Annotated in this window: 18 protein-coding genes and 1 pseudogene; 9 read left to right on the plus strand and 10 right to left on the minus strand. The window is 69.3% G+C overall.

What is annotated here, in order from left to right; all coding sequences use genetic code 11:
• The first annotated feature begins 35 nt into the window (after window positions 1-35).
• Window positions 36-809 carry an IclR family transcriptional regulator C-terminal domain-containing protein gene (locus ACFY9I_RS25515; protein ID WP_391005365.1) on the plus strand — a complete coding sequence of 258 codons (774 nt, stop codon included), beginning with the start codon at window positions 36-38 and terminating at the stop codon, window positions 807-809.
• Between the two features lie 96 nt (window positions 810-905).
• A complete protein-coding gene (locus ACFY9I_RS25520; protein WP_391005367.1) occupies window positions 906-2,357 on the plus strand; it encodes a penicillin-binding transpeptidase domain-containing protein in 1,452 nt (483 codons plus the stop codon).
• A 156-nt stretch (window positions 2,358-2,513) separates the two neighbouring features.
• Here ACFY9I_RS25520 and ACFY9I_RS25525 read toward each other — a convergent pair whose 3' ends face one another.
• Window positions 2,514-3,965, minus strand: a complete 1,452-nt coding sequence (locus ACFY9I_RS25525; protein WP_391005369.1) for a solute carrier family 23 protein — start codon at window positions 3,963-3,965, stop codon at window positions 2,514-2,516.
• A 271-nt stretch (window positions 3,966-4,236) separates the two neighbouring features.
• Between ACFY9I_RS25525 and ACFY9I_RS25530 the strand changes: the two genes are divergently transcribed.
• The 4 genes and pseudogenes from ACFY9I_RS25530 to ACFY9I_RS25545 form a co-directional block, all read left to right on the plus strand.
• Window positions 4,237-4,869, plus strand: a complete 633-nt coding sequence (locus ACFY9I_RS25530) for a SigE family RNA polymerase sigma factor (protein WP_391005371.1) — start codon at window positions 4,237-4,239, stop codon at window positions 4,867-4,869.
• Window positions 4,866-5,738: a hypothetical protein gene (locus ACFY9I_RS25535; protein ID WP_391005372.1), complete on the plus strand. Its 873-nt coding sequence runs from the start codon at window positions 4,866-4,868 to the stop codon at window positions 5,736-5,738. Before ACFY9I_RS25530 ends, ACFY9I_RS25535 begins: the two co-directional genes overlap by 4 nt.
• Window positions 5,739-5,843: 105 nt before the next feature.
• Window positions 5,844-6,017, plus strand: a complete 174-nt coding sequence (locus tag ACFY9I_RS25540; RefSeq protein ID WP_391005374.1) for a hypothetical protein — start codon at window positions 5,844-5,846, stop codon at window positions 6,015-6,017.
• Between the two features lie 15 nt (window positions 6,018-6,032).
• Window positions 6,033-6,164: pseudogene (locus ACFY9I_RS25545) on the plus strand (hypothetical protein); the annotation flags it as partial.
• 272 nt (window positions 6,165-6,436) lie between these two features.
• On the opposite strand, the gene ACFY9I_RS25550 reads toward ACFY9I_RS25545, so the two are convergent.
• Window positions 6,437-7,591 (minus strand): right-handed parallel beta-helix repeat-containing protein, encoded by a 1,155-nt coding sequence (locus ACFY9I_RS25550; RefSeq protein WP_391005376.1) that lies wholly within the window; start codon window positions 7,589-7,591, stop codon window positions 6,437-6,439.
• 248 nt (window positions 7,592-7,839) lie between these two features.
• On the opposite strand from ACFY9I_RS25550, the gene ACFY9I_RS25555 reads away from it, so the two are divergent.
• The 3 genes from ACFY9I_RS25555 to ACFY9I_RS25565 all read left to right on the plus strand — a co-directional run bounded on the left by ACFY9I_RS25555 (window position 7,840) and on the right by ACFY9I_RS25565 (window position 11,074).
• On the plus strand, window positions 7,840-10,068 hold the full coding sequence (locus tag ACFY9I_RS25555) for a family 43 glycosylhydrolase (RefSeq protein WP_391005378.1): 2,229 nt from the start codon (window positions 7,840-7,842) through the stop codon (window positions 10,066-10,068).
• A gap of 89 nt (window positions 10,069-10,157) precedes the next feature.
• Window positions 10,158-10,679 carry a cupin domain-containing protein gene (locus ACFY9I_RS25560; protein WP_391005379.1) on the plus strand — a complete coding sequence of 174 codons (522 nt, stop codon included), beginning with the start codon at window positions 10,158-10,160 and terminating at the stop codon, window positions 10,677-10,679.
• Window positions 10,676-11,074, plus strand: coding sequence for a VOC family protein (locus ACFY9I_RS25565; RefSeq protein ID WP_391005380.1), 399 nt, complete (start codon window positions 10,676-10,678; stop codon window positions 11,072-11,074). The genes ACFY9I_RS25560 and ACFY9I_RS25565 overlap by 4 nt, the downstream gene beginning before the upstream one ends.
• Before the next feature lie 23 nt (window positions 11,075-11,097).
• On the opposite strand, the gene ACFY9I_RS25570 is transcribed toward ACFY9I_RS25565, so the two are convergent.
• The 8 genes from ACFY9I_RS25570 to ACFY9I_RS25605 all read right to left on the minus strand — a co-directional run bounded on the left by ACFY9I_RS25570 (window position 11,098) and on the right by ACFY9I_RS25605 (window position 21,585).
• Window positions 11,098-12,216, minus strand: coding sequence for a right-handed parallel beta-helix repeat-containing protein (locus tag ACFY9I_RS25570; protein WP_391005382.1), 1,119 nt, complete (start codon window positions 12,214-12,216; stop codon window positions 11,098-11,100).
• Window positions 12,217-12,338: 122 nt separating this feature from the next.
• Window positions 12,339-13,544, minus strand: coding sequence for a dienelactone hydrolase family protein (locus ACFY9I_RS25575; RefSeq protein WP_391005384.1), 1,206 nt, complete (start codon window positions 13,542-13,544; stop codon window positions 12,339-12,341).
• Complete coding sequence (locus ACFY9I_RS25580) at window positions 13,531-14,559, minus strand: pectinesterase family protein (protein ID WP_391005386.1); 1,029 nt, start codon at window positions 14,557-14,559, stop codon at window positions 13,531-13,533. Before ACFY9I_RS25580 ends, ACFY9I_RS25575 begins: the two co-directional genes overlap by 14 nt.
• A 1-nt stretch (window position 14,560) precedes the next feature.
• Window positions 14,561-15,694 carry a pectinesterase family protein gene (locus ACFY9I_RS25585; RefSeq protein WP_391005388.1) on the minus strand — a complete coding sequence of 378 codons (1,134 nt, stop codon included), beginning with the start codon at window positions 15,692-15,694 and terminating at the stop codon, window positions 14,561-14,563.
• A complete protein-coding gene (locus ACFY9I_RS25590; RefSeq protein WP_391005390.1) occupies window positions 15,694-17,001 on the minus strand; it encodes a polysaccharide lyase family 1 protein in 1,308 nt (435 codons plus the stop codon). The genes ACFY9I_RS25585 and ACFY9I_RS25590 overlap by 1 nt, the downstream gene beginning before the upstream one ends.
• Before the next feature lie 110 nt (window positions 17,002-17,111).
• Window positions 17,112-17,921: a GDSL-type esterase/lipase family protein gene (locus ACFY9I_RS25595; protein WP_391005392.1), complete on the minus strand. Its 810-nt coding sequence runs from the start codon at window positions 17,919-17,921 to the stop codon at window positions 17,112-17,114.
• Between the two features lie 179 nt (window positions 17,922-18,100).
• Entirely contained in the window at window positions 18,101-19,453 is a 1,353-nt protein-coding gene (locus tag ACFY9I_RS25600; RefSeq protein ID WP_391005394.1) for an extracellular solute-binding protein, read from the minus strand.
• Window positions 19,454-19,524: 71 nt separating this feature from the next.
• On the minus strand, window positions 19,525-21,585 hold the full coding sequence (locus ACFY9I_RS25605; protein ID WP_391005396.1) for a pectinesterase family protein: 2,061 nt from the start codon (window positions 21,583-21,585) through the stop codon (window positions 19,525-19,527).
• Window positions 21,586-21,591 lie beyond the last annotated feature (6 nt).

A 21,591-nucleotide genomic window follows, 5' to 3' on the forward strand; every position in this document is an offset into this window, starting at 1 on the left:
AGACTATTTCCCGTCGAACGAAGGGGTCAAGGGCGATGTCGGCAGTCGAGACGGGCGGCGGAGCACAGGTCAAGTCGGCGGTACGGACCGTTGAGCTGCTCGAATACTTCGCCGGACGCCCCGGTATGCACTCCCTGGCAGTGGTCCAGGAGGCCGTCGGTTACCCCAAGTCCAGCCTGTACATGCTGCTCCGCACCCTGGTGGAGCTGGGCTGGGTGGAGACGGACGCGACGGGCACACGGTACGGCATCGGTGTCCGGGCCCTGCTCGTGGGCACGTCGTACATCGACGGCGACGAGGTGGTGACGTTGGCCCGGCCGACGCTGGACCGGCTGTCGGACGACACGACGGAGACGATCCACCTGGCCCGCCTCGACGGCACCAACGTGGTGTACCTGGCGACGCGGCAGTCGCAGCACTATCTGAGACCCTTCACCCGCGTCGGCCGACGGCTGCCCGCCCACTCCACCTCGCTCGGCAAGGCGCTGCTGGCCACCCACACCGACGAGCAGGTCCGCAAGATGCTCCCGGAGACCCTGCCGGCGCTGACGGAGCACACGATCACCGACCGGGAGCAGCTCATCGAGGAACTGCGCCAGATCCGCGAGCAGGGGTTCTCCGTCGACCGCGAGGAGAACACGCTCGGGCTGCGCTGCTTCGGGGTGGCGATCCCGTACCGCACTCCGGCCCGTGACGCCATCAGCTGCTCGGTCCCGGTGGCCCGGCTGACCCCCGCCCATGAGCAACTCGTCAAGGACGCCCTCTTCGACGCCCGTGACCGGCTGACGCTGGCGACGCGGCGACTGTGAACCGGCCCGGAGGGCAACCCCGGTTTCATGAGGACCCGATGAGAAAACCGGGCGAAGGGAACGACTGATCGCATCCGGATCGTCCTTCCGGGTGCGATGAACACAACGATCAGGCGCTCCGCCGTCTTCACTCTGCTGCTTGTGCTCGCCCTGCTGGTGAGGGCGACATGGGTGCAGTTCTACGAGGGCACGGCGCTCGCGGACGACCAGCACAACCGACGCAACGCGATCAAGACCTACGCGGACCCGCTCGGCAACATCATCGTGGCCGGCGACGCGATCACCGGCTCGGCGCGGACGAAGAGCAGCGACCTCGCGTTCAAGCGCACGTACACGGACGGCGAGCTGTACGCGGCCGTCACGGGCTATGCCTCGCAGGCGTACGCGCCGACCCAGTTGGAGGGCATCTACCAGGACCTGCTCGACGGGACGGACCTGCGGCTGAAGACCGTGATGGACACGGTCACCGGCGAGCGGGCGAAGCCCGGCAATGTGATCACCACGATCGATCCGGCCGTACAGAAGGCGGCGTTCGAGGCGCTCGGCGACAAGAAGGGCGCGGCCGTCGCGGTCGATCCGGCGACGGGGAAGATCCTCGCGGTGGTGTCGACGCCGTCGTACGACCCGTCCTCGCTCACCGACGCCAACACCGCCGGTGCGAGCTGGAAGAAGCTCAACGCGGACCCGGACAAGCCGTTGACCAACCGGGCGCTGCGCCAGCCGCTGCCGCCGGGGTCGACGTTCAAGCTGGTCGTGGCGGCGGCCGCGCTGGAGGACGGACTGTACTCGTCGGTGGACGAGAGGACGGACAGCCCCGACCCGTACACCCTGCCGGGCACGACCACGGAGCTGTCGAACGAGAACCCGAGCGCGCCCTGCGAGAACGCCACGATCCGTACGGCTCTGCAGTACTCGTGCAACAACGTCTTCGCGAGGATGGCGGTCGCCCTCGGCCAGGACAAGGTGAAGGCGATGGCCGAGAAGTTCGGCTTCAACGACAAGGCGCAGGACGTACCGGTGCGGGCGTACGAGAGCGTGTACCCGTCCGGCATGGACGAGTCGTCGACCGCCCTGACCGGTATCGGCCAGTACGACGTGACCGCGACGCCGCTGCAGATGGCGATGGTGTCGGCGGCCATCGCCAACGACGGCAAGCTGGTCTCGCCGCACATGGTGTCGCAGCTCACCGACGGTGGGGGCGATGTGCTGGAGGACTACGACTCCGAGGCGGGCACGAAGGAGATCCTCAGCTCCGGCACCGCCGAGCAGTTGCGGTCGGCGATGCAGACCGTCGTCGAGGACGGCACCGGCACGAACGCGCGGATCGGCGGGGCGACCGTGGGCGGCAAGACCGGTACGGCCCAGCACGGCGAGAACAACAGCAAGACGCCGTACGCCTGGTTCACCTCGTACGCGAAGGCCGACGGCAAGGAGGTCGCCGTCGCGGTCGTCGTCGAGCAGTCGAACGCGGCGCGGTCGGAGGTCAGCGGCAACGGGTTGGCGGCGCCGGTGGCCAAGGCGGCCATGGAGGCCGCGCTGAAGAGCTGAAGGTCCAGGAGGTCCGCCTGGGACCTCCTGGACCCCCTGGAACCACCTGAATAGGAGGGCCGCCCTCACTCCCCCCGGAGGGCGGCCCTCCGTCTTCGGCCGCGGGTCGTTCGTGGCTTGTCGCGCAGTTCCCCGCGCCCCTTGCGGGGCCCGTGGCTACCTGACGCCGAAGAGCTGCTGGATCGGGTTGATGGCGAAGTAGATCAGGAACAGCGCCGAAGTGGCCCACAGCAGCCAGTGGATCTCCTTGGCCTTGCCCAGGACCGTCTTGATCAGGACGAAGGCGAGGAAGCCGGCGCCTATGCCGTTGGTGATGGAGTAGGTGAACGGCATGACGGCGATGGTGAGGAACGCCGGGATGGCGATCTCGTACCTGTCCCAGTCGATGTGCTTGACCTGGGTCATCATCAGGAAACCGACCGCGACGAGCGCGGGCGCGGCGGCCTGCATGGGCACGATGGTCAGCAGCGGGGTCAGGAAGAGGGCGATCGCGAACAGGCCACCGGTGATCAGGTTGGAGAAGCCGGTGCGCGCGCCCTCTCCGACGCCCGCCGCGGACTCGATGTAGGAGGTCGCGGAGGACGAGGAGGCGGCGCCGCCCGCGACCGCCGCCGTACCGTCGATGAGGAGGACACGGCCGAGGTTCGGGACCTTGCCCTCCTCGTCGAGGAGGCCCGCCTCGGCGGTGATGCCGACGACCGTGCCCATGGTGTCGAAGAAGTCCGAGAGCAGCAGGGTGAAGATCAGCAGGACGACCGTGATGACGGTGGTCTCGCCGAACGAGCCGAAGAGGCTGAAGTCGCCGATCAGTCCGAACTCGGGGGCGGCTACGAGGTCGTCGGGGACCTTCGGGGTGGTCAGGCCCCAGCTCTTGACGTCGGCCACCGAGTTGATCACGATCGCAACGACCGTCATCGTCAGGATGCTGATGAGGATCGCACCCCTCACCTTGCGGGCGAGCAGCGCGATGGTCAGCAGAACGCCGAGGCAGAAGACCAGGACGGGCCAGCCGGACAGCGAACCGGTGGCGCCGAGCTGTACCGGGACCGTGGTGTTCGCGATGTCCGGTATGCGGCTGACGAACCCGGCGTCGACGAAGCCGATGAAGGCGATGAACAGTCCGATGCCGACGCTGATCGCCTGCTTGAGGGGCTGCGGGATGGCGTGCATCACGGCCTCGCGCAGGCCCGTGACCACCAGGACGCAGATCAGCAGGCCTTCGAGGACGACCAGGCCCATCGCGTCGGACCAGCTCATCAGCGGGGCTATCTGGAAGGCGACGACCGCGTTGAGTCCGAGGCCGGCGGCGAGGGCCAGCGGCAGGTTGCCGCCGACGCCCATGATGATCGTCATCACGGCGGCCACGAGGGCGGTGGCGGTGACGAGTTCGGCGCCGTCGAGGGTGTGGCCGTACTTGTCCTTCGCGTTCCCGAGGATGATGGGATTCAGGACAAGGATGTACGCCATCGTGAAGAACGTGGCGAAGCCGCCGCGTATCTCGCGGGCGAAGCTGGATCCCCGTGCGGTGATCTTGAAGAAGCGATCGACGCTGTTCGCCCCTGGTGGCTCGGCTGCGGGGCGGTCGGCCACCTTCTGTGCGTCGGACATGAACGGTGCTCCTAGTGACATGCGTGGACTACGCGCGGATGCTGGCTGGATTGTCTCCCCCGTTGAACCCGATTCAGGTTTTCCCCGTGTTACGGAATCGGAGTTCTCCCTGCAAGACGGCGTTCGAAGCCGCGTACGAACACCTTTCACGATCACTGCTACTCTTCCGGATCTCGCCCGTGGTCGACCCCGGACGAGCACATGTCATTCACATGACACGCACAGACAGCCGGCTCGGCCGTCTGTGGCCGCAGCGAGAAGAGAGGTCCCCGTGGGCACTGTCGTCGACGACGCAGCCTCCGTGGAGTTCCACGCCTTCTTCGAACGTCACTACGCCGAACTTTCCCGTCTGGCCCATCTGTTGACCGGTGAGGCCGACGCCGCCGACGACCTGGCCGCGGACGCGCTGCTCGCGATGTGGCACCGTTGGGACCGGGTCCGCGCGGCGGACCACCCGGTGGCGTACGCCCGTGGCGTCGTCGCCAACCTCGCCCGTACCCGGATCCGCAGTGCGGTCCGCGAGCGCCGCAGGATCACGTTGTTCTGGTCGCAGCGCGAGGAGAAGACCGAGAATCCGGATGTGCCCGGTGCGGTCGACGTCCAGTCGGCGCTGCGCCGGCTGCCGTTCCGCAAGAGGGCATGTGTGGTCCTGCGGCACGCCTTCGACCTCTCGGAGAAGGACACGGCGCTCGCCCTCGGCGTCTCGGTCGGTACCGTGAAGAGCCAGACGTCCAAGGGGATGGCCGAGTTGCAGAAGCTGCTCGGCACCGAGGACACGCCGCGCCGGATGCCTGCCGGCGTCACGGGCGCGGGCGTGCGGGGCTCAGGCGGGACCGGTACGCGTGTGCCGGGAGCGAGGGTGAGCGGCGCGAGTGCGCCGGGCAGCGGAGGAAGGGACCGATGAGGGACGTGCACGAGGAGCTGCGTGCCCGGCTGCGCGAGTCGGCCGAGGCGCACGAGCCCGACCGCGCCCGCATCCTGGCCCGCATCGAGCGCGGTATGGCCGCCCCCGAGGAGCGTCGCGTCCGCGAGGCGACGCGGCCGCCACTGTGGGGCTGGGTACGGGTGGTCACCGCCACCGCGGGTGTCGCGGGTGTGCTCGCGGTCGGCGGGTACGCGGTCGCCTCCGCGGTGAAGGGCGACGAGGCGCCGCCGGCCGACCGGGGCCGCGTCGTGGTCTCCCCGACGCCGGTCGACTCCCCGGCGGCGACGAGCCGGGCGCCCATCTCCCCCGAGCGTCCCAGCCCGGGCACCGGCGACGAGAAGGACGACAAGCCCAGGTCCAATCCGTCGAGCTCCCCGTCGGGGCAGGACAGGACCGTGCCGGAGCTGCCCACCTCGGGCAACGAGGCGGACGGTCCGCTCTGGTCGGACGGCTCGGTCGACCCGCACAGCAACGACTTCTGGGCGCAGAGCAATCTGACGCTGAAGACGAGCGAGCAGCTCACCGAGCTGACCGTGCAGCTGCGGGTCGCCCAGACCGGCGGGGTCTCCTCGGCCGGGGCCTGGCGCTCGCTGCCGGAGCAGGACTTCGACCTGACGGTCGAGGAGGACGACGGTTTCCTGGTCTACACCTGGGTGCTCAAGGACGGCCGTACGGTTCCGAAGGGCGAGTTCGTCTTCGCCGGGCAGTACAACCACGAGCGCGGGGGCCGGGACGCGGGCGGCGACGGTTACGCGATGACGGCGAGGGCGGGCGGCGAAAACCTCACGGTGGCGGGCGACTTCGAGGCCCACGGCGACAACGGCTCCTCGGACGCGGGCGATTCGTAAAAAGAAGATGTAGTCGCGGCAACCCTTTCTCCACCGGTGGCGACCAGAAGACGCAAGCGTCACCACCACCAAGGAACGGGTACATGACCGCACCTGCGGAACAGCGTGTCCGGCACCGCCGTCGGGTCACCGGCCGGGCGGGCCGTGACCGGCTCGGTGGCCGCCCTCGCCCTCACCGGCGGCGCACTCGTCACGACGTCGCTGCTGTCCCCCGCCGGCGCCGCCGCCACCTGGCCGACGGCCAAGGGCAGCAAGGCCGTCTCCTACGCATCCGTCTGACGGCCGGGCGGTGAAGTGGACCGGCGTCGTCACCCTGGGCGGCGCGATGCGGCGGCGTCCTTCCCCGCGTACATCTGGCAGGAAGTCGACGACGGCATCCGGATCCGCTTCGAGCTCACGCCCGCGCAGGCCGCCGTCGCGCACACCCTGCGGATCGGGGTCACGGACGCGTTCGCGGGCGGGCGACCGCGGGTATCCATCAATGACCGGCTTCCTCGGTCCGGGCACCTCGTTCGACTGCGTGGACCTGCTGGCCCGAGCCCCCCTCGGCCGGCAGCAGGTGCCGACCGGAGCCCCCCTCGGGGTCGGCACGGAAAACGCCCCCCGCCGGTGACGACCGGCGGGGGGCGCCTTCCTCTCGCCCCGCGTGTTCTCACCTCACGCGCTCTTACCCCGCGCGTCGCGCCTTGCGCGGCAGGTCAGTTCATCGTCGCGCCGATGGCCTGGGAGCCCGTGGTGAGGAACGTCGTGACCGGCAGGGAGCCGTCCGTCCGCCGGGCGGCGTACGCGGTGGCCGCGTCCGTGGACCGGAAGGCCGGCACGGTGATGCCGCTGTCCCAGTTGTTGGCGGCCGATACCGTGGCGGAGCCCAGCTTCGCCTTCCCCGTCCCGTTGCCCACCGCGAGGTTCCGCGCCAGCCGGGCTTTGCCGGTGGCGAAGTAGAACCCGTTCTCCTTGTTGGCGTAGGCCGTGTTGCGGTTCAGCAGGATCGCGCCGGTGTTGGAGTTCTCGGTGAACCCGTGCAACGTGTTGTCCCAGGCCGCGTTGTTGTTGACGGAGTGCGCGACCGAGGCTCCGCCGCCGCCCAGCTTGAACCCGTTGCCGTTGCCCTCGAACGCGGGGTCGTCCCAGCGGTTCCTGCCGTTGCCGAAGGCCCAGGAGTGGTCGACGGTGACGGGCGAGGAGAACTGCCAGAGGTCGAGCCCGTCATCCGCGTTGTCGTGAAGACGAACGCCGGTGATCCTGTTGCCGGTGCCGGAGCCGAACTTCACGGCGATGCCGTCGGCGTTCTGGCCGTGGGTCGCGGCGTCGTAGTTGCCGTGGCTGTCGAGGTTCCGCACGAGGTTGTCCGTCGTGCCGTCACCGCGCAGGGTGAAACCCGAGTCGCCGTTGTTCGCGGTGACGAGGTTCTGGAAGACACCGCCGACCGAGGACGTGGCGACGAAGCCCTGGGCCGGGGAGTTCTGGAAGGTCAGCCCGGAGACCGTCCAGTAGTCGCCGTAGATCCCTGCGAGCCAGGAGCCGGCGGGCAGGGCGGACCCGTCGACCTTGACCTTCTCCCTGCCGTACGCGGTGAGCGTGATCCGGGCGGAGGGGGTGCCGTTCGCCGTGGACTTCAATGTCCGTGTGGGCCGGTAGGTGCCGCCTCGTACCTGGATGGTCGTACCGGCGACGGCGTTCGCGACGGCCGACTCCAGCGCAGCGCTGCTGGAGACGGTGACGGTGGTGGCGGCGGCCTGGGCTCCGTCGTGCGCGAGGCCCAGGTAGACGCCGCCCGCCCCCGCGGCGACGGACACGGCGGCGGCGATCGACAGGGTCCGGGTTCTTCGATGGCGTCCGTAGATCTGACGCACGGGTGTTCCTTTCGCAGGGGACGCGTTTTCGGGAGACGGGGAACGAAGCGGGCCGGAGGGGCCGCCCCGGCCCGCTTCTGCTCACTGGTCGCCGCCCGTCGGGAAAGGGTTGCCGCGCCCCCGTGAAATCGCTCGAAAGTTTCGCTCGGAGTCTTCACACGCACACCGATTGACGCCCTGAACCGCACTGATGAGACTCCGAGAGCGACTCGCCAAACAGAATCCATCAGACTCTCACAGGATGTGTCATGCGCCCCACCGCCCGTACGCTCCTGCTCCCCCTCCTGGCCCTCGTCCTCGGCCTTCTGGCCGCCCCACCGGGCGCGGCCCAACCGGCACCCGACCCCACGCACCAGTCCGCGCGGAAGGCCGGGAAGAAGCCGGAGTACGCCGGCTATCTCTTCGCCTACTTCACCGGCGAGGGCACCGCCGACGGCGAGCAGATCCGCTACGCCCTCAGCCGTGGCAACGACGCCCTGCACTGGCGGGAGCTGAACGCGGGGAAGCCGGTCCTCACGTCCACCATCGGCGAGAAGGGCCTGCGCGACCCGTTCGTGATCCGCTCCCCCGAGGGCGACAAGTTCTACATGATCGCGACCGACCTGCGGATGTACCGCAACAGCAGCGGCAGTTGGGACCAGGTCCAGAGACACGGCAGCAAGTCGATCATGGTGTGGGAGTCCACGGACCTGGTGAACTGGACCGACCAGCGCCTGGTGAAGGTCTCCCCCGACAACGCGGGCAACACCTGGGCACCGGAGGCCTACTGGGACGACAGCCTCGGTGAGTTCGTCGTCTTCTGGGCGTCGAAGCTGTACGCCGACGACGACCCGGACCACACCGGCTCGACGTACAACAAGATGCTGTACGCGACGACGAAGGACTTCCGCACGTTCAGCGCGCCGAAGGTCTGGAACGACCCGGGCTACTCGGTCATCGACTCCACGGTCGTGCAGCACGACGGCACGTACTACCGCTACACCAAGGACGAGCGGGACCCCACCTCCTCCAGCCCCTGCGCCAAGTTCATCACCGGTGAGAAGTCGACCTCGCTGACCTCGACGGAGTACGGCTTCGTCGCGGACTGCATCGGCAACGGCGCCATGGACCGGGGCGAGGGCCCGACGGTGTTCAAGTCGAACACCGAGGAGAAGTGGTACCTGTTCATCGACGAGTACGGCGGCCGGGGCTACCTCCCCTTCGAGACGACCGACCTCGACTCCGGCAGGTGGACCCCGTCGACGGACTACCAACTCCCGGCCAGCCCGCGCCACGGCACGGTCATCCCGGTGACCGGGCAGGAGTACGACCGACTGCTGGCCGCGTACCCGGAGAGCCCCACCTCCGTGGTGGACGTGACGGCGAAGGACCAGGAGGGGTACGCCGTCGTCACGGAGGCGTCCTCGAAGGTCGTGCTGCCGATGGAACCGGACGCCGACCTCCGGCGCCTCGCGCCGAGGCTGTGGCTGGGTGAGGGTGCGACGGTGAGCCCGCGGTCGGGCACGCGCCGCGACTTCCGCAAGCCGCGGAAGTACACGGTCACAGCAGCGGACGGGACGAAGCGCGTCTGGACGGTCGAGGCGGTGCCCACCCGCAGTCCGGTCCTGCCGGGCCTCTACGCCGATCCCGACGTGAAGTACATGAACGGCCGCTACTGGATCTACCCGACTACGGACGGCTTCCCCGGTTGGAGTGGCACCCGGTTCAAGGCCTTCTCGTCCAAGGACCTGGTCCACTGGAAGGACCACGGCCAGATCCTCGACCTGGGCCCCGACGTCACCTGGGCCGACAAGAACGCCTGGGCCCCGGCGATCGCCGAGCGCGACGGTAAGTACTACTTCTACTTCTGCGCCGAGGGGAACATCGGCGTCACGGTCGCGGACTCCCCCACCGGCCCGTTCAGGGACGCCCTCGGCGAACCCCTGGTCGCCAAGGGCCGGTACAGCGGACAGGCCATCGACCCGTCGGTCTTCGTCGACGACGACGGGCAGGCGTACCTCTACTGGGGCAACGGGCACGGGTACGTCGTACCGCTGAACGACGACATGGTGTCGTTCGACGCGACGACGGTGAAGGACATCACCCCGGACAACTTCCGGGAGGGCTCCTTCGTGGTCAAGCGCAGGGGCACGTACTACTTCATGTGGTCCGAGGACGACACCCGCAGCGAGAACTACCACGTCGCGTACGCGACCGGACCGTCCCCGCTCGGCCCGTGGACCAAGCGGGGCACGATCCTGTCGAAGCGACCCGAGTACGGCATCAAGGCGACCGGCCACCACTCCGTGGTGAACGTGCCGGGGACCGACGACTGGTACATGGTCTACCACCGGTTCGCCCTCAACGGTCCCGGCAAGTCCGGCGGGGACGGCACGCACCGGGAGACCACCGTCGACCGCATGGAGTTCGCGGCCGACGGGACGATTGTGCCGGTGGTGCCGACCCTGGAGTCGATCAAGCCGGTGCGGCGCCGGTAGGACTCCTTGCCGGGCCCCTGATTGACCCATGATTCCGGCGCCGAAATGACCCTGCACGCAGGTCATTTCGGCGCCGTAGAGTCTTGCTCATGACTGAGGGAACATCCGCGACATCCATGACCTCCACGCCCGACCGGGCGCTGCTGACCCGCTGCGCGGAGGCCGAGACCTGCGCCGATCCGAGCAGTGTGATGACCCTGCTGGGCGAGTCGGCCGACGCCGGCGGTGGTTTCACCAGCTACCGGTCGACCTTCGCCGAGGGCGCGGTCGGCGCACCGGCCCACTTCCACACCAAGGCGACGGAGCTGTTCTTCGTGATCAGCGGATCCCTGCGGGTGCTGGTGGGCGAGGAGGTCACCGTCCTCGACGCGGGGGACTTCCTGGCGGTTCCGCCGCACACCCCGCACGCCTTCGCCGCGGCCCCCGGCTCCGCGGCGGACGTCCTGTTCGTGTTCACGCCGGGCATGGGCCGGTTCGACTACCTGCGACTGCTGAGCCGGGTGATGCGGGGCGAGGCCGACCCCCGGGAGATCGCCGAGTCCTCGGAACGCTTCGACAACCACTACGTCGACAGCCCCGTCTGGCGCGCCGCCCTGGAGGGCTCGGCGTGATCGACTCCACGACCCATGTCCGCGTGGCCCGGCCTTCCCGGGACCTGGCCGCCGCCGAGCGCTTCTACGTGGACGGCCTCGGCCTGGACGTACTGTGGGGGACCACCGAACGGGTCCCGGGCGAGCACGATCTGCTGATGGTCGGCCCGCCCGGCGCGTCCTGGCACTTCGAACTGACCCACGATCCCGAGCAGCCGCTGGACCCCACCCCGACCGTGGACGACCTGTTCGTGCTCTACCTGGGCGCCCCCGTGGACGAGACGCTGACCGACCGTCTGGTCGCCGCCGGGGGGCGCCGGGTCCCCGCGCACAACCCGTACTGGGACGAGCACGGGGTCACGGTCGCCGACCCGGACGGCTACCGCCTCGTCCTGTGCTCCCGCACCTGGGGCTAGGAACCGTCCGGCACGGGGCCGGCTCAGTTCATGGTGGCGCCGATCGTCGTGCTGCCCGTGGTCAGGAACGTGGTCGCGGGCAGGGTGCCGTTCGACGAACGGGCGTTGTACGTGGTCGAGGCGTTGGTGGAACGGAAGGCCGGGGTCGCGATGCCGGAGTCCCAGTTGTTGCCCGACGAGGCGACCGAGGAGCCCTTGGTCACCGAGCCGGAGCCGTTGCCGACCGCCAGGTTCCTGCCGAGCCTGGCGGCGCCGGTGGCGAAGTAGTAGCCCCACTTGGCGTTGGCGTAGGCGGTGGTGCGGTTGATGACGATGGCACCCCTGTTGCTGTTCTCGGTGATGCCGTTGCCCGCGTTGTCCCAGGCGGCCGAGTTGTTGATGACGTGGGCCACGGTCTCGCCGTCGCCGCCCAGCTTGTAGCCGTTGCCGTCGCCCGCGAAGGCGGAGTCGGACCAGCGGTTCTTGCCGTTGCCCATCGCCCAGGTGTGCTCGACGGTGACGGGCGAGGAGAAGGACCAGAAGTCCAGGCCGTCGTCCGAGTTGTTGTAGAGACGGGCGCCGGTGATGAGGTTGCCGGAGCCGGAGCCGAACTTCACGGCGATGCCGTCGGCGTTCTCCCCGTGGTTGGCCGGGTCGTAGTGGCCGTAGGAGTCGATGTTCCGGACGGTGTTGTTGGTGGTGCTGTCGCCGGTGAGGGTGAAGCCGGAGTCACCGCCGTTGATGGTCTTGATGTTGTCCCAGACCGTGGAGGCGCAGGACTGGCAGACGACCGCACTGTCCGGGGAGTTCTGGAAGGTGATCCCGGAGACGGTCCAGTAGTCGGCGGTCAGCTTGAAGATCCAGCCGCCGTCGGGGAGGTTCGAGCCGTCGATCTTCACGGACTCCGAGCCGTACGGCTGGAGGTGTATCCGGTTGGACGACGTGCCGTTCGCCGTCGACTGGAGGGTCGCCGTCGGGTAGTACGTGCCGCCGCGCACCTGGATGACCGTGCCGGCGGTGGCGTTCTTGATGGCGTTGGACAGGTCGGTGGAGTTGCTGACCACCACGGTGGCGGCCTGGGCGGGGGTCGCCAGGACGCCGACGCCGGCGGCGGTCGCGGCGGCCGTGGCGAGAGCGGTGAGAGAGATCCTCGTACGACGCATCACGTGCGGGTCCTTTCGGTCGTGACGCAGAAGGGGGACGGAGAACCGGTGGTGCCGGAGAACCGGTGGTGCCGGAGAACCGGTGGTGCCGGAGAACCGGTGGTGCCGGGGAACCGGTGGTGCTACAGGACGGCGTCCAGCCATGTGAAGGCGTCGTCCTGCTGGGGTGCGGTGAACACATGGCCGAGGTCCGGCCGGACGCGGATGTCCAACCGCTCCCCGGCGTGACGTGAGCGCCAGACGGCGCGCAGCTTCTCGTGGGCGACCCGGAGCCCCTCGCCGGTGAAGAGGGGGTCCTGGCCGCCGTGGAGGAAGAGCATCGGCTTGGGAGCGCCGATGCTCGCCACGTCGGGGAAGTCCAGGTGCCGGGCGAGCCCGGGGTGGAGCATGTAGTAGGAGGACTGGCCGCGCAGGATGTTGTTGCCGGGGACCATGACCTCCTTCAGGCCGGTCATCCAGCAGACGCTCACGGCGGCCGCGATGTCGTCGCTGAGCGCGGCCGTCTGCCAGGCCCGGAACGCGCCCATCGAGAAACCGAGCGCCCCGACCCGTCGCCGGTCCACCCGGTCGAGGCCGGCCAGGAAGGCCGCCGCGCGGACGTCCTCCCTGGCCATGAGCCCGGCGAGGGAAGAGCCCAGGTTGTAGAAGTTGCTCGCGAGGGCCTGCTGCTGGTCGTAGGTGGTCGGCCCCCGGTCGCCCCAGCCGAGCGCGTCGACGGCGAGGACGACATAGCCGCGCCGGGCCAGTTCGTCGCCCACGAACCGCCCGCTGAAGTACCGGTCGGCCCATTCCCGCGCCGAGGTCAGCCGGGTGTCGTCGTACCAGGGGCGGACCAGTTTCTCCTTGCCGATGTCGAACCTGGCGCCGTGGTCGTGCAGGAGGAGCACGGCCGGGAACGGTCCGGTGCCGTGCGGGGTGAGCAGGACGGCACGGGTGCGGCCGTACCGGGTGAGGGAGAGGGTGACCAACTCCCGCGTGAAGCCGTCTCCTTCCTCGCGCTGCTCGCCGAGGACCGGGTCGTACGGGGTGTCGTCCCGGGCGACTAAGAGATGCTCCTCGACCTTCGACCGCGCCACCCGTCGCCAGGTGCGGAAGTCCCGGATCGGTGAGGTGCCCCAGGCGAGCGGGAAGCGGAGCTCGTCCTTGAGCAGGGGATGGAAGCCGGGGAGGGCACCCTCCAGACCTGCCGCCTCGGCGGCTGCCACGGGCTCCGCCCCGGCGACCGTCCCCGTGCCCGGCCCGGCGAACAGCGCCGCCGTCCCCGCACCCACCACGAACGCGCGGCGCCCCACGGGATCACGGTCGGCCGCCGGCTCAGGGGTGGCCACAGGGCCTCCAGTCCCCCAGATACGTCCGCCGGGTGTGCTCCCTGCTCTCGGCAGCCGTCAGCCGGGGCCGGTTCTCCGGCACCGAGATGACCGCTCCTGGACCGGAGTTGGCGTACTCCCGGAAGCGCATGGTCTGCCACGGGTAGGCGTCACGCATGTTGGTGTAGGGGGTGACGGCGTCGATGCCGGGGCCGATCCAGGTGTCCCGCACGACCAGCGAGGGCCAGGCGGTCGTCTCGTACGAGGGCACCCAGGGCCGGGCGATCTTGTACGCGGCGTCCTCGGCGCCGGAGGTGATCCGGGAGCGGATCGCCAGGAAGCCGTACGGGTTGGCGCGGGCCGTGGACGGCGCGAAGACCATGCCCTTGGGTGTGAAGGACACGTCCCGCTGGAGGGTGTGGAAGCGGCACGAGTCGAAGACGGCCCTGGCCCGCCCGAAGACGAAGTCGACGTCGCCCTCGATGTGGCAGTTCCGGTAGTACTGCCGGTCGAAGGCGTCCAGCGCGGTGGTGTCCGCGAAGAGGGTGTCCTGGTGGGCGAGGAACCGGACGTTCTCGAAGTGCGACCGGTCCCCGGTGACGTACGCGGCGACCGCCTGGGTGCCCGTGATGTCGGGGTGGTCGGCGCGCAGCCAGTCGTTGGCGAGGGTCAGGTCGCGGACGGTCAGGCCGGGCGCCGCCGAGGTGAAGGTGGCGGAGCCCGCGGTGCCGTAGGTGCCGCCCTCGGGGCGGGGTGTGCCGTTGGCGCGGTCGAAGACGATGACGGCCGCGCGGGGGTCGCGGGACGCGCCGCGCAGGGTCAACTCCTCCTTGCCGGATGGGATGTCGACGACCTCGCGGTACGTCCCCGGGTGGACGACGATCGTCCACCCGGGGCCGGTGACGGCGTCCACGGCGGCCTGGACGGAACCGCCGGGCCGGACGTGCAGCACCCGGCGGCCGTGGGCGAGGGCGGGGGCAGCGCCGGCGGCCACCAGGCCGCCGGCGATCCCGGTGAGCAGTGTGCGCCGGCGCATCTCAGCACCTCTCCCACGGGGCCCAGTCGCCGAGGTAGGTCTCACGGGTGGCCGACGCGGCTTGTGCCGCCGTGAGTTGGGGCCGGTTGGCGGGGACGGAGACGACGGCGCCCGGTCCGGTGTTCCGGTACTCGGCGAACCGCTGGTCCTGCCAGGGGAAGCCCGACGACATGTTCGTGTAGGGCGCGACCGCGTCGATCCCGGCACCGAGGCGGGTCTCGCGCACGGTGAGCATGGGCCGGGCGGTGGTGTCGGAGCTGGGCACCCAGGGGCGGGCCAGCTTGTAGTAGGCGTCCGGGGCCTCGCTGGTGATCCGGCTGCGGGTCACCAGGTAGCCGCGTGGGTTGGCGCCCGCGGTGGAGGGCGCGAAGACGAACCCGTAGGGCGCGGAGGCCAGGTCGGTCCTGGTCAGCGTGTGGAAGTGGCAGCGTTCGAAGACGGCGGTGGCCCGTCCGAAGACGAAGTCCACGTCGCCCTCGGCGTAGCAGTCGCGGAAGTACTGCCGGGCGAAGGTGCCGAGCGCCATCGAGTCGGCGTACAGCGTGTCCTGGTGCCCCAGGAACCGGCACCGCAGGAACGCGGCCCGGTCCCCCTGCACCTTGATGGCCACGGCCTGGGTGCCGCTGATGTCGGGGTGGTCGGCGCGCAGCCAGTCGTTGGCGAAGGTGATGTCCCGCGCGGTGAACCCGTCGGCCTGCACCAGGGTCGTGGCGGAGCCGGTGGTGCCGTAGGTGCCACCGCCGGGCTTGGGGGTGCCGGCGGCGTTGTCGTAGACGACCACGACGTCCCGGGCGTTGCCGGAGGCACCGATCCAGGTCATCTCCGTACGGGCGACACTGACGGCGACGGTCCCCCGGTAGACACCCGGCGCCACGACCAGCGTGTACCCGCTGCCGCTCGCCGCGGTCACGGCGGCCTGGACGGTGGTGAAGTCACCGGCGCCGCGGGCGTCCACGTACAGGGTCCGCTCGGTGAGCCGGGCGGACGGCGATCCGTACCGCCCGAAGGGCGAGCGCCTTCGGGCGGCGGGGGCGGCATGGGCCTGGGGGGCGAGGCCCAGTCCCGCCGCGAGCGCCGCACCGGCGCTCGCGGCGACGAAGGACCGTCTGCTCGGGCCCGAGCGACGTTCCGTCATCAGCACACCTTCCCGGCGCCTGCCTGCGCCTTGAGGATGGCGGGCACGGCGCGCGGTGAGTCGACCTTCGTCCGCAGGGTCGGCTTCCAGCCGGCGCCGGACTGCAGGAACTCTTCGGGGATCTCGGCGTTGTGGACGGCGATCAGGTCCGTCCGCTTCCCGTTGACGTAGTTGTTCTCGGCGGTGAGCGGGGACTCCATCCACTTCTTCAGCACCTTGCCGACACTGGCGCCGGCCGGCAGCGAGATGGCGTTGTCGGTGGCGTAGAGCTGCGAGGAGATGCCGATGCCGAAGATGTAGTAGTCGGCCTTCTGCTCCTCGGTCACCACGTAGTGGTTGTTGTAGACGTCGACCTGCCCAAACCGCACGCGCGGGGAGCGCTGGAGGATGCCCTCGAAGCGGTTGTGGTGCATGGTGACCTTGAGCTTGCCGGCGTCGACGGCGGCGAGGCCGTCTCCGTTGCCGATCAGCATGTTCTTGTCGTGGTCCTGATAGCGGTTCCAGGACACGGTCACGTAGTTGGAGCCGCGCACGATGTCCGTGAGCCCGTCGTGCTGCTGGAACACCTTGTTGAAGTAGACGGGCCGCTCGCTGTCGGGGTAGCGCCCGTCGGTGAACGTGTTGTGGTCGAGCCACACGTGGTCGGTGCCGTAGACGACCACGGCGTCGTACTCGGAGTTCCAGGCGCCGGTGGCGTTGTCGTCGGTCGGGTCCCACTTCGGGAAGCAGTCGAGCGGGGCCTCGATGGTGAGGTTGCGCATGATGACGTTCGAGACGCCCTTGATCTGGAGGCTGCCGCCGAGGATGCCGGAGTTCTTGCCGACACCGACGATGGTGGTGTTGCTCGGGATGTTGGCCTTGATCTCCGTGTCCTGCTTGGCGGCGGACGCGACCCGCGCGTCCTCCTGCGGGCCCATGGCGACCTTGTCGTTGCCGTAGACGGCGGGGTCGTAGTCCTTGAGGTACTGCTGGAGGTCGTAGCCGTCGGTCACGAAGGCCTCGCAGCCCTGCGAGACGGCGTCGATCATCCCCTTCACCCTGATGATCTTCGGTGCGTCGCCGCCGTCCTTCAGGGCCGCCTTGAACTGCGCCCAGTCGGTGACGGTGTAGACGTGCTCGGCATCGGCCGCCGAGCCGCCGGTGGTACCCCCCTCCGCCGACCCCCAGCCGTCACCGGCACCGAGAACCTGGCGACCGAGGTCGCGCCCGTGGGACTGGGCGACGCCCGTCCCGGTGACTCCGAGCACGAGAGCGGTGCAACCGACGATGGCCGTGGTGGCATGAACCTGCCAGATACGAGAACGCATGAGTGCGCATTCCTTTCGACGCAAAGGGGGGTGGCGCCCCTGTCAGGGGCGCGGGGACCGCGCGCCCGCCGCAACGGGCGCGCGGTCGGAACCGGTCTGTGAGCGGAGCGCTACGCGGCGGGCCAGGTGATCCAGGACTCCGGGATCTCGCTGTCGAGGCGACGCGTGTCCTGGGGCGTCAGCACCCGGTGACGGAGCAACTCCTTCGCCACCATCCGGGCTACGGCGATCGCCCCCGGAGGGTTGAAGTGCGTGTTGTCCTGCTCGGTCGCGGTCCAGTTGAAGTACGTCTTGGTCTGCTCGACGCCCAGTCGCTGCCACAGGGCGATGGACAGGGCCTGGATGTCGAGCAGGGTCACCCCCTCCTGCGTGGCGAGGGCGCGCATGGCGGCCGGGTAGTCGCCGTGGGTGGACACAGCCTTGCCGGCCGAGTCGAACTTCCTGCGCTCGACGGAGGTCGCCAGGACCGGCCGGGCACCGCGGGCCCGCGCGCCGCTGATGTACCGGCGCAGGTAGCTCTGGTACGTCGACCAGGGCTCGGTGTAGCGGGTGGGGTCGTCCACCTTGGCGTCGTTGTGGCCGAACTGGATCAGGAGGAAGTCGCCGGGCCGGATCACGCGCAGGATGGCGTCGAGACGGCCCTCGTCGATGAAGCTCTTCGAACTCCGGCCGTTCTGCGCGTGGTTGGAGACCGTCAGGCCGTTGTTGAGGAAGAACGGCAGGGCCATGCCCCAGCCGGTCTCGGGGGCGGCGTTGGTGTACTTCTGGGCGGCGGTGGAGTCACCGGCGATGTAGATCTTCCTTGCCTGGCGGACGGCCGAGGCAGCCGCGGCGGGCGCGGCCGCGGCGGACGTGGCCGCGGCGGCGAGGGGGACGGCGGCCAGGGCCGCGGTGGTGACCTGTCTGCGGGAGAGAGACATGAGAGGGGGAGCCTTTCTCAACAGGGTGCCGAACACGGATTGCAGGGGGAGCGTTCGGCCGTGCTTCTCACAGTGGGGGTGACCCCGCGCTTCGGGGGCGCGGGGGCCGTGCTTGATCGTGGCTCGGCCGCGGGCGGCCGAGCCACGTACGGAGGGCAGCCGACACCGACCTCCGCCGACTACGAGGCGGCCTTCTGCTTGGTCCACTCCTTCTGGGCCTCGTTCAGCTGGTCCGCCAGCGTGTCCAGGAAGTCCTTCGCGCTCATCGACCCGCTCAGCACCTTCTGGAAGGCGGGCTCGTTGTCGGACTTGGAGATGGTGTTCCAGTCCGGCAGGTAGTACGGCAGCTGGACGATCGTCGTGGAGCCGTCGGACAGCGCCTCGGCGGCCAGCTTGGTCGGCTCGGCCTTGGAGATCCAGGCGTCCTTGGCGGCATCCGTGTTCGCCGGCACCGCGCCCGCGGACTCGTTCCACTTGGAGTTCTCCGCGGCCGAGACGGCGAACTCGATGAACTTCCAGGCCGCTTCCTTGTTCTTGGAGCTCTTGAACAGGCCGAGGCCGTCGACCGGGTTGGAGACCTGGACGCGCTTGCCCCCGGGGCCGGTCGGCTGCGGGATTCCCCGGAACTTGTCGACGCCGAGCGCCTTCACGTGGTCCTGGTAGGAGCCGAGATTGTGGTTGAGCATGCCGATGGTGCCCGAGTCCCACTGGGCGACCATCTTGGTGAAGTCGTTGTTGAGGTCGGCGGCCGGGGTGGTCTTCTTGAAGAGAGCCGCGTACTTCTCCAGCGCCGCCACGTTCTTCGGGTCGTTGACGGTGGTCTTCTCACCGCTCGCGTCCCAGAACGAGGTGATCCCGGACTGTCCGTACATCGCGTCCAGCGCCTGGGCGATGGAGCCGGCGCCACCGCGGATGGTGTAGCCGAACTTGTTCTCGTCCTTGTCGGTGAGCTTCTCGGCCGCCTCGTAGAACTTGTCCCAGTCCGTCGGCTCCGCCAGGCCCGCCGCCTTGAACAGGTCGGTGCGGTAGTACAGGACGCCGTTGTTGGCGGAGGTCGGGATCGAGTACAGGGCGTCGCCGCCGCCGGCGGACTTCAGCGACTCGATCATCGCCTCGTTGAGCTTGCCGTTGAGCGAGGACTTGGAGAGCCGGTCCTCGAGCGGTTCCAGCGCGCCCTGCGCGGCGAACCCGGCGGCCATGGCCGCGCCGACACCGCCGACGTCGGGCAGCCCGCCGCCCTGAAGGGCGGTGTCGACCTTGGACTGGTACTCGGTGGAGGCGATCCCGACGTACTCGACGTCGATGTCCGGGTTGGCCTTCTCGAAGTCGGCGATGATCTCCTTCCAGATGTCGGTGCGGACACCGCCGTTGTTGTCCCAGAAGACGATCTCGCCCTTGCCGCTGCCCTCGGAGCCCTTGTCGCCGCCCGCGCCGCTGCCGTCGTCACCGCAGGCGGTGGCGGTCAGCGCGAGCACGGATCCCAGGGCGATGGCCGCGGCGGCCCGCCTGCTTCTGCGATTGCTGATCTTCATTGAACGGCTCTCTTCTTCTGGATACGAGGGTTATGAAGTTGTGGGGGGTCTGTTCCGTCCAGGGAGCGGACTCAGCGGGCGGCGCGCACCCGATGCGGCGCCCAACCGTCCGTGCCCGCGAGGTACTTGGCGACCGTGTGATTCGGAAGTTCGGCGGCCGGGAGCTGCGGCCGGTCGGCGGTCACCCCGGCGCCCGGGCCGTAGGTGCCGTACTCCGCGAACCTCGCGTCCTTCCACGAGAAGCCGCTCATGTCGGTCCACGGCGACGACTTGATCGCGGCGGGCAGGTAGGTGTCGTGGAACAGCACCTGGGCGATGGCGTCCGGCTGGCCGCCCGGGTGCCAGGGCCGACCGAGGTGGAACGACCCGGCGGGCGCGTCACTGACCACCTTCGACCTGGTGATCAGGAAGCCGTACGGGTTGTCCTTCCAGGTCGACGCGGCCGTGATCCAGCCGTTGTTGGTGGTCGAGCCCCGGTTCAGCGCCCTGATCACGGAGCGCTCGATGACCGTGGTCGCGCGACCGTAGATGAAGTCGACGTCGCCCTCGATGTACGAGTCGCGGATGTAGACCCGGCTCTGGACCTCAAGCTTGGGGCTCTCGGTCATCAGGGTGTCCTGGTTGCCCAGGAAGCCCGTGTTCTCGAAGACGATCCGGTCACCGGTCGTCTTCATCGCCAGCGCCTGCTCGCCCTTCAGTTCGTGCGCGGCCTCGTCGAAGTCGTTGTTGAAGGTGATGTTGCGGACGGTCACGTCACTGGCGGCGATCCGGACGGTGGCGCTGCCGGTGGAACCGCCGTACTCGGCGGGCGTGTCGTAGACGATGACGGTGTCCGAGCGGTGCCGTCCAGTCCCCTGCAGCACCAGATTCGGCTTGTTCGCGGGGACGAAGACCTTCTCGCGGTAGGTACCGGGCGCTACGCGCAGGGTGACCGTGCCGTCGTTGCCGGCGGGCACGGCGTCCACAGCGGCCTGCACGGTCGGGTAGTCGGCGGGGACGTTCAGCACGGTGTTCGTGCCGAGGTTCTTCTGCGGGCCGGAGAACCGGGTGACCAGCGCGGGGACGGCCGCGGCCGGGTCCAGCCGGTAGTGGTAGAAGTCCTTCGGCCTGAAGGCCTTGCCCCAGGCGTCCTTGCGCCCGCTGACGTTCTTCAGGATCGAGCCGCGCTGCACCAGTTCGGCGGTGGCGTCGGCCTGGTAGGGGTGCTGGACACCGGAGTAGTAGCTGTTCTCGATGACCATCTTGGTCTTGCCGCGCGCCCAGTTCCCGTACGTCCACACGGGGTCGCCGTCGGCCACCTGCGCCGACAGGTAGTTGTTGTAGAGGTGCGCGTAGGCGCAGTTGTCGGCGGAGGGGTTGCGCTGTTTGGTGCCGGTGAACCAGTTGTGGTCGATGGTGATCTCGGTCTGGACGTTGGTCGTCCAGCCGATCCCGATGGCCTTGTTGTGGTCCTTGAACTGGTTGTAGGAGACGGTGACGTACCGGCTGTCCTTGCGGATGTCGAGGAGGCCGTCGCCCATGTGCTCGAAGCGGTTGTGGTCGATCCAGACGTGGTCGACGGTGTCCATCTGGATCGCGTCGAAGTCGTTCGTCTTGCCGTCCCAGTCGCCCTCGACGTAGCTGTCGCGGATCGTCAGGTTACGGATGATCACATTGCTGGTGCCGGGGTTCAGGTGCAGTTCGCCGTGGACGATCTCACCGGTGCTCCCGACGCCGATCAGCGTCTTGTTCGAGGCCACGACGATGTCAGAGCCGAAGGGGTCGACGTCGATCGCCCCCTTGACCCGGATCACGAACGGTTCCTCGGCGGAGGCGTACTTCTTCAGCGAGGCGTGGTCGGTGACCGTCACCACCTTGCCGCCCGCGCCGCCGGTGGTACCGCCGGCGAGAGAGGCGAAGCCATGGGGTTCGTCACTCCAGCGGCCGGGCGCCCCGGCACCGGCGGTACCGGCGGTGCCGGCGGTTCCGGCCGAGTCGGCGGCGGGCGCGGTTCTCGGGGAAGCCTCGGCAGGGGCGATGGTTCCGAGGCCCAGCCCGGCCACCAGGACGGCGGCCGTGACCAGGGCCCGGCCGGGTCGGGGTCGTGACCCCGGCGGCTCGGGCAAGCGCTTGCTACGGAGGGGGTGCGTCATTGCGGC

Source organism: Streptomyces sp. NPDC012510, from assembly GCF_042955065.1.
Taxonomy (GTDB): Bacteria; Actinomycetota; Actinomycetes; order Streptomycetales; family Streptomycetaceae; genus Streptomyces.